This window comes from Streptomyces sp. NPDC002232, from assembly GCF_042890295.1.
GTDB lineage: Bacteria > Actinomycetota > Actinomycetes > Streptomycetales > Streptomycetaceae > Streptomyces.
In genome coordinates this window covers 1,145,641-1,162,358 of the sequence record NZ_JBIARV010000001.1, presented here as the reverse complement: position 1 = coordinate 1,162,358, position 16,718 = coordinate 1,145,641, and the positions used below count along the sequence as shown (strand labels likewise).

15 protein-coding genes are annotated in these 16,718 nt (G+C 73.7%); 10 read left to right on the top strand and 5 right to left on the bottom strand.

Going from position 1 to position 16,718, the window contains the following annotated elements; translation table 11 throughout:
- Positions 1-19: 19 nt before the first annotated feature.
- Positions 20-871, top strand: coding sequence for a formyltetrahydrofolate deformylase (purU, locus tag ACFYXU_RS05340; protein WP_329851227.1), 852 nt, complete (start codon positions 20-22; stop codon positions 869-871).
- 673 nt (positions 872-1,544) lie between these two features.
- Here the strand turns inward: purU and ACFYXU_RS05335 are convergent.
- Both ACFYXU_RS05335 and ACFYXU_RS05330 read right to left on the bottom strand, forming a co-directional pair.
- A complete protein-coding gene (locus ACFYXU_RS05335; RefSeq protein WP_389456528.1) occupies positions 1,545-2,810 on the bottom strand; it encodes a zf-HC2 domain-containing protein in 1,266 nt (421 codons plus the stop codon).
- Positions 2,807-3,388 carry a sigma-70 family RNA polymerase sigma factor gene (locus ACFYXU_RS05330; protein ID WP_376507404.1) on the bottom strand — a complete coding sequence of 194 codons (582 nt, stop codon included), beginning with the start codon at positions 3,386-3,388 and terminating at the stop codon, positions 2,807-2,809. The genes ACFYXU_RS05335 and ACFYXU_RS05330 overlap by 4 nt, the downstream gene beginning before the upstream one ends.
- Positions 3,389-3,547: 159 nt before the next feature.
- Here ACFYXU_RS05330 and ACFYXU_RS05325 point away from each other — a divergent pair, with 159 nt between their 5' ends.
- A complete protein-coding gene (locus ACFYXU_RS05325; RefSeq protein ID WP_361393075.1) occupies positions 3,548-3,922 on the top strand; it encodes an STAS domain-containing protein in 375 nt (124 codons plus the stop codon).
- Here the strand turns inward: ACFYXU_RS05325 and ACFYXU_RS05320 are convergent.
- Positions 3,894-5,402: a class I adenylate-forming enzyme family protein gene (locus ACFYXU_RS05320; RefSeq protein WP_389456526.1), complete on the bottom strand. Its 1,509-nt coding sequence runs from the start codon at positions 5,400-5,402 to the stop codon at positions 3,894-3,896. The genes ACFYXU_RS05325 and ACFYXU_RS05320 overlap by 29 nt on opposite strands.
- A gap of 134 nt (positions 5,403-5,536) precedes the next feature.
- On the opposite strand from ACFYXU_RS05320, the gene ACFYXU_RS05315 reads away from it, so the two are divergent.
- The 4 genes from ACFYXU_RS05315 to ACFYXU_RS05300 all read left to right on the top strand — a co-directional run bounded on the left by ACFYXU_RS05315 (position 5,537) and on the right by ACFYXU_RS05300 (position 9,536).
- Positions 5,537-6,727 (top strand): amidohydrolase family protein, encoded by a 1,191-nt coding sequence (locus ACFYXU_RS05315; RefSeq protein ID WP_376507406.1) that lies wholly within the window; start codon positions 5,537-5,539, stop codon positions 6,725-6,727.
- Positions 6,727-7,863 (top strand): acyl-CoA dehydrogenase family protein, encoded by a 1,137-nt coding sequence (locus ACFYXU_RS05310; protein ID WP_376507407.1) that lies wholly within the window; start codon positions 6,727-6,729, stop codon positions 7,861-7,863. Before ACFYXU_RS05315 ends, ACFYXU_RS05310 begins: the two co-directional genes overlap by 1 nt.
- Positions 7,864-7,870: 7 nt before the next feature.
- The gene (locus tag ACFYXU_RS05305) at positions 7,871-8,734 is read left to right on the top strand and encodes an acyl-CoA dehydrogenase family protein (RefSeq protein ID WP_389456524.1); all 864 of its coding nucleotides are present in this window, start codon (positions 7,871-7,873) and stop codon (positions 8,732-8,734) included.
- A 361-nt stretch (positions 8,735-9,095) separates the two neighbouring features.
- Complete coding sequence (locus ACFYXU_RS05300) at positions 9,096-9,536, top strand: ATP-binding protein (RefSeq protein WP_384561196.1); 441 nt, start codon at positions 9,096-9,098, stop codon at positions 9,534-9,536.
- A gap of 186 nt (positions 9,537-9,722) precedes the next feature.
- Here the strand turns inward: ACFYXU_RS05300 and ACFYXU_RS05295 are convergent, their stop codons facing one another.
- Positions 9,723-10,649, bottom strand: coding sequence for a cyclase family protein (locus ACFYXU_RS05295; RefSeq protein ID WP_376507410.1), 927 nt, complete (start codon positions 10,647-10,649; stop codon positions 9,723-9,725).
- A gap of 101 nt (positions 10,650-10,750) precedes the next feature.
- Here ACFYXU_RS05295 and ACFYXU_RS05290 point away from each other — a divergent pair, with 101 nt between their 5' ends.
- Positions 10,751-11,683 (top strand): SDR family NAD(P)-dependent oxidoreductase, encoded by a 933-nt coding sequence (locus tag ACFYXU_RS05290; RefSeq protein ID WP_361393087.1) that lies wholly within the window; start codon positions 10,751-10,753, stop codon positions 11,681-11,683.
- Positions 11,680-12,729, top strand: a complete 1,050-nt coding sequence (locus ACFYXU_RS05285; protein ID WP_361393089.1) for a Zn-dependent alcohol dehydrogenase — start codon at positions 11,680-11,682, stop codon at positions 12,727-12,729. The genes ACFYXU_RS05290 and ACFYXU_RS05285 overlap by 4 nt, the downstream gene beginning before the upstream one ends.
- A 35-nt stretch (positions 12,730-12,764) precedes the next feature.
- Here the strand turns inward: ACFYXU_RS05285 and ACFYXU_RS05280 are convergent, their stop codons facing one another.
- Positions 12,765-13,745 (bottom strand): helix-turn-helix domain-containing protein, encoded by a 981-nt coding sequence (locus ACFYXU_RS05280; protein WP_329851209.1) that lies wholly within the window; start codon positions 13,743-13,745, stop codon positions 12,765-12,767.
- A 64-nt stretch (positions 13,746-13,809) separates the two neighbouring features.
- Here ACFYXU_RS05280 and ACFYXU_RS05275 point away from each other — a divergent pair, with 64 nt between their 5' ends.
- Positions 13,810-15,057 carry an MFS transporter gene (locus ACFYXU_RS05275; protein WP_389407520.1) on the top strand — a complete coding sequence of 416 codons (1,248 nt, stop codon included), beginning with the start codon at positions 13,810-13,812 and terminating at the stop codon, positions 15,055-15,057.
- Positions 15,058-15,255: 198 nt separating this feature from the next.
- On the top strand, positions 15,256-16,554 hold the full coding sequence (locus ACFYXU_RS05270; protein ID WP_389407519.1) for an MFS transporter: 1,299 nt from the start codon (positions 15,256-15,258) through the stop codon (positions 16,552-16,554).
- Positions 16,555-16,718: the final 164 nt, after the last annotated feature.

The following is a 16,718-nucleotide window of genomic DNA, read 5'->3' as shown; positions in this document are numbered from 1 at the left end:
TCTGTGGCAGGCTGACGGGATGACCGACCAGTACGTCCTCACGCTCTCGTGCCCCGACAAGCAGGGCATCGTGCACGCCGTGTCGAGCTACCTCTTCATCACCGGGTGCAACATCGAGGACAGCCAGCAGTTCGGAGACCGTGACACCGGTCTCTTCTTCATGCGGGTCCACTTCTCGGCCGAGGCCCCGGTGACCGTCGACAAGCTCCGGGCGAGCTTCGCCGCTGTCGGCGACGCCTACGCCATGGACTGGCAGATCAACCGCGCCGACCAGCCCATGCGGGTCGTGCTCATGGTCTCCAAGTTCGGCCACTGCCTGAACGACCTGCTCTTCCGCTCGCGGATCGGGGCCCTGCCGGTGGAGATCGTCGCGGTCGTCTCCAACCACACCGACTTCCAGGAGCTCGTCGGCTCCTACGGCATCCCCTTCCGGCACATCCCCGTCACCAAGGACACCAAGGCCGCGGCCGAGGCGGAGCTGCTGGAGCTCGTCCGCTCCGAGAACGTCGAGCTGGTCGTCCTCGCCCGCTACATGCAGGTCCTCTCCGACGACCTGTGCAAGCAGCTCTCCGGGCGGATCATCAACATCCACCACTCCTTCCTCCCCAGCTTCAAGGGCGCCAAGCCCTACCACCAGGCGCACGCGCGCGGCGTGAAGCTGATCGGCGCGACCGCGCACTACGTGACGGCCGACCTCGACGAGGGCCCGATCATCGAGCAGGAGGTCGAGCGGGTCGGCCACGAGGTGACGCCGGACCAGCTGGTGGCGACGGGGCGGGACGTGGAGTGCCAGGCGCTGGCGCGGGCGGTGAAGTGGCACGCGGAACGCCGCATCCTCCTGAACGGCCGCCGCACGGTGGTCTTCGCGTAACCCTCCGCCGGGCCGGCCCCCGGCCCGGTGCGGGCCGCGCTCCCGGCGCCCAGGCCTTGGCCCGCTGCCGGTGTGGGCCCGCGCCCCCGGCGCCCAGGCCTTCGCCTGCCGCCGGTGCGGGCCCGCGCCCGCCGTTGTGGACCCCGCGCCCGGCCCGCTGCGGGCCTGGGCCCGCCCGTTGTGGGCCTGCGTCCCGGCCGTTGTGGGCAGGCGTTCTGCAAGGGGCGGAACGGGTGGGCACAACGGACCCGCGCCCTGCCGGCGCCAGAGGCTCCTGGGCCCGAACCCGCACCGACAGGCGTCCGTCACGCGTGGTGCGGGTCAGGGCGCCGGACGCGGAGGCGCCGCTAAGGGGCGCCGTCCCGTGTGCCCACCCGTCCCGCCCCAGCGGGACGATTGCCCACACGGGCGTGGGCGACGGGCCACACGGGCGTGGGCGACGGGCCCACGGCGAGCGGCGGGCGCGGGCCCGCGCGAGGCGGGGCGAAGGCACACGGGCCCGGGGCGCGGGCGAACGCCCATACGGGCGCGGGGCGAAGGCCCACGGGCGCGGGCGGCGCGGCGCACGGGCGTGGGCGGAGGCCCGCACCGGGCGGCGCGGGCCCACGACGGGGCCCGGCGGGGCGCGGCCCACAACGGGCTGGGGCGCGGCCCGCGACCGGGCCCGGCCGGGTTACAGGCGGCTCAGGGACGCTGCCGCGGAGAGGACGTCGCGGATCGCCTCGCGGTCCCCGTCCTGCCCCGCCGCCGCTTCCTCCGGTGTGATGTGCCCCGCCACCAGCTGGCAGAACTCGACCCCGTCCATCGCCACCTGCGCGACCGCCCGGTCCGGTGAGCCGACCGCCGCCGGGGAGTCCAGGGCGATGTACCAGTGGCCGCCGCCCGCGCCCTCCACCTCCAGGTGGAGCGAGCGGCCCGGCGCGCCCGCCGTGACGAGCTCCTTGGCCGGGCCGGCCAGACCCGTGCGGCGGCGGTTGGCGAGCGCCGCGGGCAGCAGCCGGGCGGCCAGGTCGATCATGCCGTGCAGGTGCGCCCCGCTGGGCGGCGCGTACGGATAGGCGACCGCGTTCGCGATGTCGTCCGCGTGCCGCCAGCACTCGAAGGCCCGCTCCAGGAGGGAGTCCTGGAGCGGGAGGGCGAAGTCCTTGTACGTCACGGTCAGGTCCGCCACCCCGCGCCCCGCGAAGGCGGCCGTCCGGATCAGCGTGTGCGACTGGTCCCGCCACGGTCCCCGCAGGGAGCGGTTCGGCGGCCGGTCCAGGGCCGCCCAGAAGGCCTCGGTCCGCTCCGTCGGGGAGAGCTCCGGGACGTCCGCGCCCAGCGGGTCGTCCAGGCCGAGCGCCGCCGACACCAGGCCGTCGACCGCGAAGAGGTGGCCGATGACCGCCGCGACGGTGGCCTTGCGGCGCACCACGCGGTTCTCCTCGTACCACTTGAGCCGCACCGGCGCGTGCCACTCGGACTCGCCGATGTCCCGCAGGAGCGCGTCGAGCCGGGCGGTCTCCGCGTCGTAGGGCGTGACCCAGTCGGGGATCGGGATGCGGGCGGGGCGGCGGCCCAGGCAGTTCTCCAGGACCCGGGAGCGGAGCAGCGGGTCGAGGTCCAGGTCGCGGTCCTCGTGGAGGAGGGCGACGGCGTCGCGGAGCCGGAGCGCCTCGTCGGCGCAGGGCGCGCAGGCGGTGAGGTGGTTCTCGACGGCCAGGGTCTCGCCGGCCGAGCACGCCGACAGCGCCCAGGCCCCGAGCAGGGACTTGAGCACGCCGTGGCTGAGGTCCGGCACCTCGGGCTCCTCGCCGTCCACGTCCGGTTCCTCCACCTCCTCCGGGAGCCGTGCCGTCAGGTCCGCGTGGTCGTCGGCCGACCGGCGCGGGCCCGGTATCCGGGGGACGCGGGCGACGTCGTCGCCCTCGCCCTCCGCCGCGCCGTCCGCCCCGGTCACAGCGCCCGTCCGTAGCCCGGCGGCGAGGAGCCTTCGAGCGGCCGGGTGTGGGCGGAGGAGAGCAGCTGGAGCCCGAGCCGCAGGCGCCGGCGGGCCTCGTCCTCGGTGACGCCGAGGTCGGCGGCGGTCTGGCGGTAGTCGCGCCGCTGGAAGTAGGCCAGTTCGAGGGCTTCCCGCAGCGGGGCCGGCATGGAGGTGACGATGTAGTCGGCGCGGGCGGCGACCGTGGCCCGGTGCACCTTCTGCTCCAGCTCCTCGGTGGAGCCGAGCCCCGTCTCCGCGTACGCCAGGGCCTCGGCCTGCCGCAGCCGGTGCACGGCCTGCCGCTGGGTCAGCTTGGCGACCCACGCGCGCATGCTGCCCTGCTTCGGGTCGTAGGACTCCGGGTGCTCCCAGACGTGGCCGAAGACCTCGCGGGTGACCTGGTCGGCCGCCTCGTCGTCGCCGAGCACCCGGTGGGCGAGGCTGTGCACCAGGGCCGCGAACCGGTCGTAGAACTCGCCGAGGGCAGCGGCCTCCCCGCGCTCCAGCCGCTGCTGCATCCTGCGGTCCCAGCGCGGTGGTGTGTCCATCGGCATGAGGCCCTCCGTCCCGGTTCCCCTCCAAAGTAGTGCGCCGTTCCGACAACGCACTCCTGTTTGCCGCAAGTGCGCTCTTGACGCGGAATCGGATGGTAAGGAAAGCGTCATCCTTCGCGCGGGAGGTTTCGCCGCCCGTCACGGGGGCAGGCGCCGGATGTGACGACGATCGAGGTCGACGAGGACGAACACGGCCCCTGGACGGTCTTCCGTGTCCAGGGGGAGCTGGACCTGGTCACCTCTCCCCGGATACGCGCCCGCGTGCACGACGCGGTCGCGGGCGGCCGTCACGACCTGATGATCGACCTGACCGACGTGCAGTTCTGCGACTCCAGCGGCGTCGGCGTGCTGATCGCCTCGCGCCGGCTGCTCCGCTCCTGCGGCGGGCGGCTGCGGCTGATCCTCCCCGAGCAGCGGGACGACCGGGGCGGGCACGTCGACCGGGTGCTGTCGGCGCTCGGCGTCCGCCGCCTCTTCGACGTGTACGAGGACCTTCCCGAGGCCCTCACCGGGGTGTGCCGAACCGCTCCCTGAGCCGGTACTTGAGCACCTTGCGCAGGGTCTCGTTGCGGGGGAGCGCCTCCACCACCTCCAGCTGCTCCGGCAGCTTGTGGACGGAGAGGCCGGCCTCCCGCAGGAAGGCCGTGACCTGCGGGAGGGCCAGGGGTGCGGCGCCCGGGGGCTGTTCGACGACGGCGCAGACGCGCTCGCCGCGCTCGGCGTCGGGGAGGCCTATGACGGCGGCGTCGCCCACGTCGGGGTGCCGGTGGAGGAGGTCCTCGATCTCCTTGGCGGAGATGTTCTCTCCCTTGCGGATGATGATGTCCTTGATCCGGCCGGTGAGGACGAGGTGGCCGCTGGGCGTGAGGTGTCCGAGGTCGCCGGTGACGAGGAAGCCGTCCTCGTCGAAGGCGGCGGCGGTCTGCGCCGGGTCCAGGTAGCCCCGGCAGACCGCCTCGCCGCGCAGCCGCACCTCGCCGTCGCCGGTGATGCGGATCTCCATGCCGGCGGGCGGGCGGCCCTCGGTGGAGGCGAGGTGTTCGTCGCTGTCCTCGGGGTCGCCCATCGTGATCATGGGGACCTCGGTCATGCCGTACCCGTGGGTGAGGCGGCAGCCCAGCTCCTCCCGTACGGCGTGGTAGATCTCGGGCGGCTTGGGCGCGCCGCCGCCGGCCAGCAGGCGGAGGGTGGGGATGACGGGCTTCCCGGGCCGCTTGCGCTGCTCGGTGAGGAACATCGAGTAGAAGGCGGTGGAGCCGCCGGCGACGGTGACGCCGTGCCGGTTGTACTCGTCGAGGGCCTCGGGCAGCGCGAAGTGCTCGGACATCACGGCCGGGAAGCCGTAGAGCAGGAGCATCACCGTGTAGTCGGGTCCGGCGATGTGCGCGTACGGGAAGGCCATGGAGCCGACGTCCCGGTCCGTCAGCCGCAGGGCGTGCGCGAGGCAGGAGCCGCCGGCGAGGAGCGAGCGGTCGGTGTGCAGGACGCCCTTGGGGTCGGAGGTGGTGCCGGAGGTCCAGTAGATCCAGCGGACGTCGGTGCCGGAGGACGGCGGGGGCGGGAGGACGGCGGGGTCGCCGTCCGGTAGGTCCCCGTAGGCCTCGAAGATCCCCTGTGCGCCGAGCCGCCGTGCCATCTCCGCATGGTCGAATCCACGCCAAGTTCCGGGGACGGCGAAGTGCTCGGCCCGGGACGCGCGGAGCGCGAAGCCGACCTCCTTGTCCCGGTAGAAGGGGATCACCGGGGTCTGCACGGCGCCGAGGCGGGCGAGGGCGAAGGAGAGCACGGCGGTCTCGATGCGGGTGGGCAGCTGCCAGGCGACGACCGTGCCGGGCCGCACCCCCCGCCCGTACAGGCCGGCGGCGCACCGCTCGGCGCGCTCGCGCAGGCCCTCGAAGGTGAGGACGCGGTCGCCCTGGAGGAGGACGGGCCGGTCGGGGGTGAGCGCGGCGCGGCGCTCGACGAGCTCCCAGAGCGTGCGGGACTCGCCCAGGGCGTGTGCGGTCTCGGTCATCCCGTACTCCTCATGGCTGACGTTCCGTCAGATGGTGCGGTGAGCGTAGAGGTCCGGCGCTTGTCGGTCCAGGGGGCGGGGGCTAGCCTGATCCCATCAGATCTGACGGGTCATCAGAAACCGGAGAAGGCTCCATGACGGAACTGCCCCGCATCATCAGCGTCGACGACCACGTGATCGAGCCCGCCCACCTCTTCGAGACCTGGCTCCCGAAGAAGTACCGCGACCGCGGGCCCCGGCCCCTCACGGCCGGCATCGGCGAGCTCGCCTACGTCGCCGGGAAGTACCAGATCACGATGGACCCCGACGGCCCGCCCACCGACTGGTGGATCTACGAGGACCTCAAGTTCCCGTACAAGCGCAACATCGCCGCCGTCGGCTTCGACCGCGACGACATGACCCTGGAGGGCATCACCCGGGCCGAGATGCGGCGCGGCTGCTGGGACCCCAAGGCCCGGCTCGCCGACATGGACCTCAACCACGTCGAGGCCTCCCTCTGCTTCCCCACCTTCCCCCGCTTCTGCGGACAGACCTTCGCCGAGGCCCACGACAAGGAGGTGGCCCTCGCCTGCGTCCGCGCCTACAACGACTGGATGGTCGAGGAGTGGTGCGGCGACAGCGGCGGCCGGCTCATCCCGCTCTGCATCATCCCGCTCTGGGACATCGACCTCGCCGTCGCCGAGATCCGCCGCAACGCCGCCCGGGGCGTCAAGGCCGTCACCTTCTCCGAGATCCCCACCCACCTCGGCCTGCCGTCGATCCACTCCGGCCACTGGGACCCGTTCTTCGCCGTCTGCCAGGAGACCGGCACCGTCGTCAACATGCACATCGGGTCCAGCTCCCAGATGCCCGCCGCCTCCCCCGACGCCCCGCCCGCCGTCCAGGCCTCCCTGAGCTTCAACAACGCCATGGCCTCGATGATGGACTTCCTCTTCAGCGGCGTCCTCGTGAAGTTCCCCCGCCTCAAGCTCGCCTACAGCGAGGGCCAGATGGGCTGGATCCCGTACGCCCTCGAACGCGCCGACGACGTCTGGGAGGAGCACCGCGCCTGGGGCGGCGTCCGCGACATCGTCCCCGAGCCGCCCTCCACGTACTACTACCGGCAGATCTTCTGCTGCTTCTTCCGCGACAAGCACGGCATCGCCTCGCTCGACGTCGTCGGCCGCGACAACGCCACCTTCGAGACCGACTACCCCCACGTCGACTCGACCTTCCCGCACACCAAGGAGGTCGCCCTCGACCACGTCCGGGGCCTCGACGACGAGACCGTCTACAAGCTCATGCGCGGCAACGCCATCCGGATGCTGGACCTCGGGATCGTCTGATGGACCTGTCCTGCACCGACGAGGAGGAGGCCTACCGCGCCCGCCTGCGCGAGTGGCTCGCCGCCACCCTCCCCGGCCTCCCCGAGCGGCCCGACCCGCTCGACTGGCCCGCCCGCCGCGCCTACGACTGCGGCTGGCAGCGCCGCCTGCACGACGCCGGATACGCCGACACCCACTGGGACGCCTCCCCGACCCAGCGCCTCATCTTCCTGGAGGAGACCGAACGCGCCGGCGCGCCCTACGTCGGCGCCAACTTCGTCGGGCTCCTGCACGCCGGACCCACCGTCGCCGCCGAGGGCACGGCCGCCCAGCGCGCCCGCTGGCTGCCGCCGATCCTGCGCGGCGACGAGGTCTGGTGCCAGGGCTTCAGCGAACCCGAGGCCGGCTCGGACCTCGCCTCCCTGCGCACCCGGGCCGTCCGGGACGGCGACGCGTACGTCGTCACCGGACAGAAGATCTGGACCTCGCACGCCGAGGTGGCCGACTGGTGCGAACTCCTCGTCCGGACCGACCCCGACGCGCCGTCCAAGCACCGGGGCATCACCTGGCTCGCCCTGCCCATGGACGCGCCCGGCGTCACCGTACGGCCGCTGCGCACCCTCGCCGGATCGACCGAGTTCGCCGAGGTGTTCCTCGACGAGGTGCGGGTGCCCGTCGAGAACCGCGTCGGCGCGGAGAACGACGGCTGGCGCGTCACCATGGTCACCCTCTCCTTCGAACGCGGCACCGCCTTCGTCGGCGAGGTCGTCGCCTGCCGCCGGCTCCTCGGCGAACTCGCCCGCACCGCCCGCAAGAACGGCACCTGGGACGACCCCGTCCTCAGACGCCGGCTCGGCAGGCTCTCCGCCGAGTTCCAGGCCCTGTGGCGCCTCACCCAGGCCAACGTCAGCGAGGCCCAGGCCACCGGCGGGGTCCCCGGCACCGGGGGCTCCGTCTTCAAGCTGCACTACTCGCACGCCCGCCAGGAGCTGTACGACGCGGCCGCCGTCGTCCTGGGGCCCGACGCGCTCGACCTCGGCCGCGACTGGACGCTCGACCGGCTGTCCTCCCTCTCGTACACCATCGCCGCCGGCACCTCCCAGATCCAGCGCAACATCGTCGCCGAGCGCATCCTCGGCCTGCCGAAGGGACGGTGACCCCGCCATGGACTTTCGCCTCACGGAGGACCAGCGGGCGCTGCGCCGAGGCGTACGGGACCTGCTCGCGCGCCGCTTCGGCCGGGAGGCGCTGCGGGCGGCCGTCTCCGCGCCCGCCCCGGCCCTGGACCGGGACCTGTGGCGGGAGCTGGGCGCCGCCGGGTTCTTCGCGCTGCGGCTCCCCGAGGCGGAGGGGGGCGTCGGGCTCGGGCTGCCCGAGGCCGTGCTCGTCTTCGAGGAGGCCGGGCGGGTGCTGCTGCCGGGGCCGCTGGTCGCGACGCACCTGGCCGCCGGGACCGTGCCCGGGGCGGCGGACGGATCCGTCGTGGTCACCGCCGTGGAGGAGGGCCTGGTCCCGTGGCTCGACGGGGCCGACGTGGTCCTGGGCGACGCCACCGGCGCCGTACCGGTGCGGTCGGTCGACCCGCTGACGCCGCTGCACCGGGTGCCGGGACGCGGGGAGCCGGCCGCCGAGGCCGTGCTCCTCACCGCCGCCGAGCAGGTCGGCAGCTCCGCCGCGACCACCGGGGCGGCCGTCTCCCACGCGCGGACGCGGTCGCAGTTCGGGCAGCCGATCGGGGGGTTCCAGGCGGTGAAGCACCTCTGCGCCGGCATGCTCGTGCGGACCGAACTGGCCCGCGCGGCGGTGTGGGCCGCCGCCGTCACCCGCGATCCCGTCGAGATCGCCGGGGCCAAACTGCTCGCCGACGAGGCGGCCGTCGCCAACGCGCGGGACTGCCTCCAGGTCCACGGCGGGATGGGCTTCACCTGGGAGGCGGACGTGCACCTGCATCTGAAGCGGGCCTGGGTGCGGGCCGAACTGCGGCTGCCGGCCGCCCGGGCCGAGGAGGCGGTCGCCGCCGGACTCTAGCCACACCGGGCACGCGGCGCGTCACGGAACGTCGATATCGGGTTGTGTCCTTCGGCGGGGCCGTCACGGCCCGGAGTCGGCCTCCGCCTCCGGTACGCTCCGTGGGATGCGCGAGCTCGATGGCCCGGATCGTCCCGGTGTCGCCCCTGGGGCGGCCCCGCGACCCGGAATGCCCGCCGCTCGCGCCCGGCGTTCGACTCCCCGCAGCGGGCGTCGCACAGTATGGACCATGCGTACTCCTTCGCGCTGGAATATGCCCGAAGCGCTTGTTGCGGTGACTGTACGTCAACCATGCTGTCTCACAAGGGAATCACGTTCCGTAAAGGTGTGTCCGCCGGTTCGGATGGTGTGAGCGGTGCAGATGCTTCTTCAGGTTCAGTTGGAGGTCGGGCCCGACCCGGCCGAGGTGGGGCGAGCCCGGAGGTGGGCCCGGTCGCGGCTCGCCGGCTCGGGCATAGGGGACGACGAGCCGCTCGCCGACACGCTGGTGCTGCTCATCTCCGAGCTCGTCACCAACGCCGTGGTGCACACGGGCTGCCCGGCCGTGCTGCGGATGCTGTTCGCCGCGGGGGGCGGCGGGGTGCGGGTCGAGGTCGCCGACACGAGCGACCGGCCGCCCCGGCCCCGGCACGCGGAGGGCGACGACACCAACGGCCGCGGCCTGGAGCTGGTGGACGGCCTCGCGGACCGGTGGGGCTGGCAGCCGGAGGGTGCCGGCAAGAGCATCTGGTGCGAGGTGGACCGGGTCGCGCCCGTGACGCCGGGGCCGGTGGCCGTATCCCCCGGACGGGTGCGGTGTTGACGATTCGTTCCGTTTTGCCCACCCTGGGGTGAGCGATTCGTGGCGAGGGGAGCCGAGGGCCGTGGCCCTCGGCACGAGCGGGTCGCGGCCGGGCGGCGGCGGGCCGTGGCGTGCTCGGGGCGCGTGCGAGCGCGCCGCCGCCCGCGCGAGTGGGGTGAGCGCTGTGAGTTGCGCGCGTTCCTGGGGCTAGAAGACCGCGACCGGGGCCACCGGTGTGCCGGTGCCGCCGACGAAGGGCTCGGGCATCGCGGAGAGCAGGAAGGCGTAGCGCCTTGTCTGTGCACAGGCTGTGGACAGATTCTCCAGATTCCAGTTCTGCCCCTGGAGCATGCCCATCTCGACCAGGTCGAGGGCGTGCACGGGCAGCCAGAGGTCCTCGATCTCGGGCGGGAAGATCTCGAAGGTCAGCGTGTCGTTGGCGACGGCCGCGACGTCGTGGGCGTGGAACCACTCCGGGGCGCGCACCGAGAGGCCCGGTGACGGGAAGGCGTACCCGTGCCGGTCCCCGGCCAGGTACAGCTGGATCTGCCCGGTCCGTACGAGCACGATGTCCCCGGACCGTACGGTCACGCCGCCGAACTCGGCCGCCTCGTCCAGGTCCTCGGGCGTCACGGCGTGGTCGCCCGGCAGCCGGTCGACGCCCTTCGCGGCGGCCACGTCCAGGAGGACGCCCCGGCCGACGATGTGACGGGCCGTGTGGATGCCGCTGAACGCGGAGCGGCCGTGCGGGGTCACCGAGGCGGCGGGGCGGCCGTTGTAGATGCGGCCCGAGTGGGAGACGTGCGTCAGGGCGTCCCAGTGGGTGCCGGCCTGGAGGCCCAGGGTCACGGCGTCGTCGCTGGTGGCGACCGTGCCGGGGCCGAAGATCTCCTGGTTGACCTGGACCATCACATGGAGCGGGTTGACCCGCCCGGGGATCATGCCGGTCTGGACGCCGTCCTGCTTGAGGTCGAGGGCGAGCGGGACGCGCAGTCCGGTGCGGACGGTGGCCGCGGCCTCCCGCACGGCCTCGTCGGTGACGAGGTTCAGCGTGCCGATCTCGTCGTCCTGCCCCCAACGGCCCCAGTTGTTGACGCGGTTGGCGATCTCGTGGAAGGCGGCGGGAAGAGACATCGGGGCCTCCGGGGTCTTGTTTTCCGGTATCTGACGGACCGTAGAATCCTGACGACGAACGAATCTAACGGACCGTCAGAAAGTGCGGGAAGGGGCCGGGCATGGGGAACTTCTTGGCTGGCAAGGTCGTCGCCGTGACGGGGGCGGGGCGCGGCATCGGCCGGGCCGTCGCCCTCGCGTGCGCGGCGGAGGGCGCCAAGGTCGTCGTCAACGACTACGGCGTGTCCATCGAGGGCGGCGAGCCGACCTCGGAGGTCGCCGCGTCCGTGGTGAAGGAGATCGAGGCGGCGGGCGGATCGGCGGTGGCGGTCGCCGACGACATCTCCACGATGGCGGGCGGACAGCGGATCGTGGACGTGGCCCTCGCCGAGTACGGCCGGATCGACGGGGTCGTGTGCGTCGCCGGGATCCTGCGCGAGCGGATGCTCTTCAACATGTCCGAGGAGGAGTGGGACCCGGTCGTCGCCACCCATCTGAAGGGCACCTTCACCGTCTTCCGGGCCGCGTCCGCCGTCATGCGCCGGCAGGGCACCGGCACCCTCATCGGCTTCACCAGCGGAAACCACCAGGGATCGGTGGCCCAGGCCAACTACGCGGCGGCGAAGGGCGGCATCATCTCGCTGGTCCGCAGCGCGGCCCTCGGCCTGCACAAGTACGGCGTCACCGCGAACGCCGTCGCGCCGGTCGCGCGCACCCGGATGTCCGCGAACGTCCCCATGGAGCTCAAGGAGATCGGCGAGCCGGAGGACGTGGCGGCCCTCGTCGTCTACCTGCTGAGCGAGCGGGCCCGCGAGGAGCGGATCACCGGCCAGGTGTACACGATCGCCGGGCCGAAGATCGCGGTCTGGGCCCAGCCGAGGGAACTGCGCGCCGGATACGCGGAGGGCGGCGCGTGGACCCCCGAGCGCATCGCGGACTTCCTGCCGGGGACCGTGGGGACGGACCCCATGCCGATGCTGGCCCGCCTGGAGGAGATGGCGCGGGCCGCCGCCGCCGGCGAGCGTCCCAACGCGGGGAAGGAGAACGGATCGTGAGAGGCGTCGTCTTCGACGGGAAGCAGGTCAGGGTCGTCGACGACCTGGAGGTGCGCGACCCCGGCCCGGGGGAGGTGCTCGTGGCGATCGCCGCCGCCGGGCTCTGTCACAGCGACCTGTCGGTCATCGACGGGACCATCCCCTTCCCGCCGCCCGTCGTCCTCGGCCACGAGGGCGCGGGGACCGTCGCGGCCGTGGGCCCCGGCGTCACCCACGTCGAGCCCGGGGACCACGTCGCCCTGTCCACCCTCGCGAACTGCGGCGCCTGCGCCGACTGCGACCGCGGCCGGCCGACGATGTGCCGCAAGGCCATCGGGATGCCGGGGCAGCCCTTCTCGCGCGACGGGCGGCCGCTGTTCCAGTTCGCGTCGAACTCGTCCTTCGCGGAGCGGACCGTCGTCAAGGCCGTGCAGGCGGTGAAGATCCCCCGGGACATCCCGCTGACCTCCGCCGCCCTGATGGGCTGCGGCGTCCTCACCGGGGTCGGAGCCGTACTGAACCGGGCGAGGGTCGGCCGCGGCGACACCGTCGTCGTCATCGGGACCGGCGGCATCGGGCTCAACGTCCTCCAGGGCGCCCGGATCGCGGGCGCGCTGACGATCGTCGCCGTCGACACGAACCCGGACAAGGAGGAGACGGCCCGGCGGTTCGGGGCCACGCACTTCCTCGCCTCCGCCGACGGCGTGCGGGAGATCCTGCCCACCGGCGCCGACCACGTCTTCGAGTGCGTCGGCCACACGGGCCTCGTCCGGACCGCGATCGACCTCCTCGACCGGCACGGGCAGGCGGTCCTGCTCGGCATGACCGCGCCGAAGGCCGAGGCGACCTTCCCGCCGGCCGCGATGTTCCTCGACAAGTCGATCCTGGGCTGCCGGTACGGCTCCTCGCGCCCCCAGAAGGACATCGCCCTGTACGCGGAGCTGTACCGCTCCGGAGCCCTGCTCCTCGACGAGCTGGTGACCCGGACGTACCCCGTGGAGGAGTTCGCCCGCGCGGCCGAGGACGCGGAGCGGGGGAGGGTGGCGCGGGGGGTGCTCACCTTCTGAGGGGTACGCGCGCGGGTGCACGCCGAGGGCGGTCCTCAGACGGTGGCCGCCCCCGTGCGGAAGGTGCGGCGGTAGGACGTCGGGGTCACCCCGATCGCGGTCATCAGGTGCACCCGCAGCGACTGGGCCGTGCCGAAACCGGCGTCCTGGGCGACGCGGTCCACGGGCAGCCCCGTGGACTCCAGGAGGTGCCGGGCCCGCTCCACCCGCTGCTGGGTGAGCCACTGGCCGGGGCTGATGCCGACCTCGTCGCGGAAGCGGCGCGTGAACGTCCGTACGCTCATCGCCTCCTTCTCCGCCAGGTCCCGCAGCTGGATCGGCTCGTGGAGGTGGGCCAGCGCCCAGGCCCGCGCGGCCGTCGTGGTGTGGGTGCCGGCCTCCGGCAGCGGGCGCTCGATGTACTGGGCCTGGCCGCCCTCCCGGTGGGGCGGGACGACCGTCCTGCGGGCCACGTCGTTGGCCACGGCCGTGCCGTGGTCGCGGCGCACCATGTGCAGGCACAGGTCGATCCCGGCGGCCACCCCGGCCGAGGTCAGGACGTCGCCGTCGTCGATGAAGAGGACGTCCGCGTCGACCCGCACGCTCGGGAAGAGGCCCTGGAAGTGCTCCGCGGACGCCCAGTGGGTGGTGGCCGGGCGCCCGTCGAGGAGGCCCGCGGCGGCCAGCACGTACCCGCCGGTGCAGATGGCGACCAGTCGCGTGCCGGGCCGGATGCGCGCGAGCGCCGAGGCCAGCTCCTCCGGCAGCCTGCCCTCGTCGTAGACCGGCCCGAGCTCGTACGAGGCGGGCACCACGACCGTGTCGGCGGCGGCGAGCGCCTCCGGGCCGTGCTCGACGACGATCGAGAAGTCGGCGTCCGTCCGCACCGGACCGGCCACCGGGGCGCAGGTCACGATCTCGTACAGCGGCCGCCCCTCGGGGTCCTTCGCGCGGCCGAAGATGCGGTGCGGGATGCCCAGCTCGAAGGGGAGGATGCCGGGCAGGGCGAGTACGGCGACGCGGTGCGGCGACGGCACGGGCGGGCGCCCCCTTCATAAATGGGTGGTGGTCCAGACCACACGCTGGTAGCTCTACTTGTCCGTGACGGACAACACGTACAAGTCTGAGGCCACCGGGCGGATTCCCGCACCGGTCGTGCCGCCCGCGCTGTGGAACCGTAACTTCCGGCTCTTCTTCGTCGCCCGGGGCGTCGCCGTCTTCGGCGAGGGTATGGTCCCGGTCGCCTTCGCCGCCGGACTCCTCGGGGCCGGCCACTCCGGCTCGACCGTCGGCTACGCGCTCGGCGGCTGGACGGCCGCCTTCGCGGTCTTCGTCCTCTTCGGCGGCGTCCTCGCCGACCGGTTCACCGCCCGCCGGATGATGATCCTCGCCGACCTGCTGCGGCTGCCCGGAGCCGCGGTCCTCGCCGTCTCCTTCACGCTCGGCAGCCCGCCGCTGTGGACCGTGTACGCCCTCTCCGTGCTCAGCGGCGTCGGCGCCGCCCTCTTCCAGCCGGGCGTGGCCTCCACCATCCCCCGCATCGCCCCCGACGTGCAGCGCGCCAACGCCGTCCTGCGGGTCGTCGAGGCGCTCATGACCATGGCGGGACCGGCCGCCGCCGGGCTGCTCGTCGCCGTGTGGAACGCCGGGGCCGCCTTCGCGGTCAACGGGACCACCTTCGCCGTCAGCGCCGTCTGCTTCCTGCTGATGCGCCTCGCCCCGATCCCCTCCGACACCGCCCGGCGCGACTCCTTCGGCGCCGAACTCGTCGGCGGCTGGCGGGAGTTCCGCTCCCGGAGCTGGCTCTGGGGCGTCATCTCCATCTGGACGGTCTACGGACTGACCGTCGCCGGACCCATGGTGCCGCTCACCGCGAGCCTGGTCACCGAGGACCACGGCTCGGCCGCGTACGGCGTCCTCATGGCCGTCAACGGCGCCGGGAGCGCCGTCGGCGGCCTCCTCGCGATACGGCTGCGCCCGCGCAGGCCCCTCGCGGCGGGCGCGGTGGCGCTCACCGGCCTCCCCGTGAACCTGCTCCTGCTCGGCCTGGGCGCCCCGGTCGCGGTCCTCGGCGCGGGCCAGTTCATCGGCGGGGCGGCCTTCGCCTTCTGGCTGGTCATGTGGTCCACCTCGGTCCAGACGCACGTCCCGCAGGAGGCCCTCAACCGGATGCACGCGTACGACGTGGCCGGCTCGCTCCTGATGATGGGCGTCGGCCGCACCCTGTCGGGGCCGGTGGCGGCGGCGGTCGGCACGGAGACGGTGCTGCTCACGGGCGCGGGGATCGCGGTGCTCGTGGTGGCGGCGCTGCTGGCGGTGCGGCCGATCAGGAGCCTGCCGCGGGCGTGAGCGGACAGGCCGCGCGTCCCGACGCGTGCCTCGCCCCCGTGTCCCGACGCGTGCCTCGCCCCCGTGTCCCGACGCGTGCCTCGCCCCCGTGTCCCGGCCCCGTGTCTCGCCCAGTGTCCCGGCCCGTGTCCCGATCCTTTGGAAACCTGTCATTCGGGCCAATGGCCGGGCGCGCGGCGGGCCGGGATGCTCGATGGCATGGCCCAGACAACCGAGACGGTTCCCCTCGCCCCCGCGGGACAGCCCCGCACCCCCCGCGTCCACCGCGCCTGGTTCGTCGCGGCGGTCACCTTCGTCACGATCATCGGCGCCGCCGCCTTCGCCTCCCTGCCGGGCCTTCTCATCGAGCCGCTGCACCAGGAGTTCGACTGGTCGCGGGGGACGATCGGCTTCGCCGTCTCGGTGAACCTGGCCCTCTACGGCCTCACCGCGCCCTTCGCCGCCGCCCTCATGGACCGCTTCGGCATCCGGAAGGTCGTGGCGGTCGCCCTCACGATCATCTCCGCCGGATCGCTCCTCACGGTCTGGATGACCGCGGCCTGGCAGCTCGTCCTCTACTGGGGCGTCCTCGTCGGCCTCGGCAGCGGCTCCATGGCCCTCGCCTTCGCCGCGACGGTCACGAACCGCTGGTTCGTCGCCCGCCGCGGCCTGGTCACCGGCATCCTGACCGCCGCCGGCGCCTCCGGCCAGCTGATCTTCCTGCCGCTGCTGTCCTGGCTGGTCGAGCGGCACGGCTGGCGCCCCGCCGCGGTGACCGTCTCCCTGGCCGCGCTCGCCGTCGTCCCCTTCGTCTGGCTGCTGCTCCGCGACCACCCGGCGGACGTCCGGCTCGCCCCCTACGGCGGGGAGTACGCCGAAAAGCCCGCCCCCGTCACGGGCGCCGCCCGCCGCGCCGTCACCGTGCTCCTCAAGGCGGCCCGCACCGGCCCCTTCTGGCTCCTCGCCGGCTCCTTCGCGATCTGCGGCGCCTCGACGAACGGCCTGGTGAAGACGCACTTCGTACCGGCCGCACACGACCACGGGATGCCGGTCACGGCGGCGGCCGGGCTCCTCGCGGTGATCGGTGTCTTCGACGTCGTCGGGACGATCGCCTCCGGCTGGTTCACGGACCGCTTCTCGCCGCGCCGACTGCTGGCCGTCTACTACGCCCTGCGCGGCGTCTCGCTCCTCTTCCTGCCCATGCTGCTGGCGCCCTCGGTGCACCCCCCGATGCTGTTCTTCATCGTCTTCTACGGTCTCGACTGGGTCGCCACGGTGCCGCCGACGATCGCCCTGTGCCGCGAGCACTACGGCGAGGACTCGGCGATCGTCTTCGGCTGGGTCCTCGCCTCCCACCAGGTCGGCGCGGCGGCGATCGCCTTCGCGGGCGGGGTGGCGCGGGACGTCTTCGGCACGTACGACGTCGTCTGGTACGCCTCGGGCGCGCTGTGCGCGGCGGCGGCGCTGATGGCCCTGGTGATCCGCGGCCGACGCCCGTCGGCCCTCGTGGCGCCTTGACCCTCGGCCCTGCGGGTCGCCGGCGCGCGTGGCTGTACGGCCCCTGGCCTGCGCCCCCGTGAGGGCCCGTGCGGGCCCGCGCCCTGACCGAGGGCGCCGCCCCGGCCGCGTGCGGGCCGCGCCCCCGTACAGGGCTCAGCCCCGCGCCCGCGTGCCCGCGCCGC

Coding starts and splice junctions, on each gene's coding strand:
- ACFYXU_RS05305 (WP_389456524.1), top strand. CDS start 7,871: ATGGACTTTCGCCTCACGGAGGACCAGCGGGCGCTGCGCCGAGGCGTA.
- ACFYXU_RS05290 (WP_361393087.1), top strand. CDS start 10,751: ATGGGGAACTTCTTGGCTGGCAAGGTCGTCGCCGTGACGGGGGCGGGG.
- ACFYXU_RS05310 (WP_376507407.1), top strand. CDS start 6,727: ATGGACCTGTCCTGCACCGACGAGGAGGAGGCCTACCGCGCCCGCCTG.
- ACFYXU_RS05315 (WP_376507406.1), top strand. CDS start 5,537: ATGACGGAACTGCCCCGCATCATCAGCGTCGACGACCACGTGATCGAG.
- ACFYXU_RS05330 (WP_376507404.1), bottom strand. CDS start 3,388: ATGCCGATGGACACACCACCGCGCTGGGACCGCAGGATGCAGCAGCGG.
- ACFYXU_RS05300 (WP_384561196.1), top strand. CDS start 9,096: ATGCTTCTTCAGGTTCAGTTGGAGGTCGGGCCCGACCCGGCCGAGGTG.
- ACFYXU_RS05295 (WP_376507410.1), bottom strand. CDS start 10,649: ATGTCTCTTCCCGCCGCCTTCCACGAGATCGCCAACCGCGTCAACAAC.
- ACFYXU_RS05270 (WP_389407519.1), top strand. CDS start 15,256: ATGGCCCAGACAACCGAGACGGTTCCCCTCGCCCCCGCGGGACAGCCC.
- purU (WP_329851227.1), top strand. CDS start 20: ATGACCGACCAGTACGTCCTCACGCTCTCGTGCCCCGACAAGCAGGGC.
- ACFYXU_RS05320 (WP_389456526.1), bottom strand. CDS start 5,402: ATGACCGAGACCGCACACGCCCTGGGCGAGTCCCGCACGCTCTGGGAG.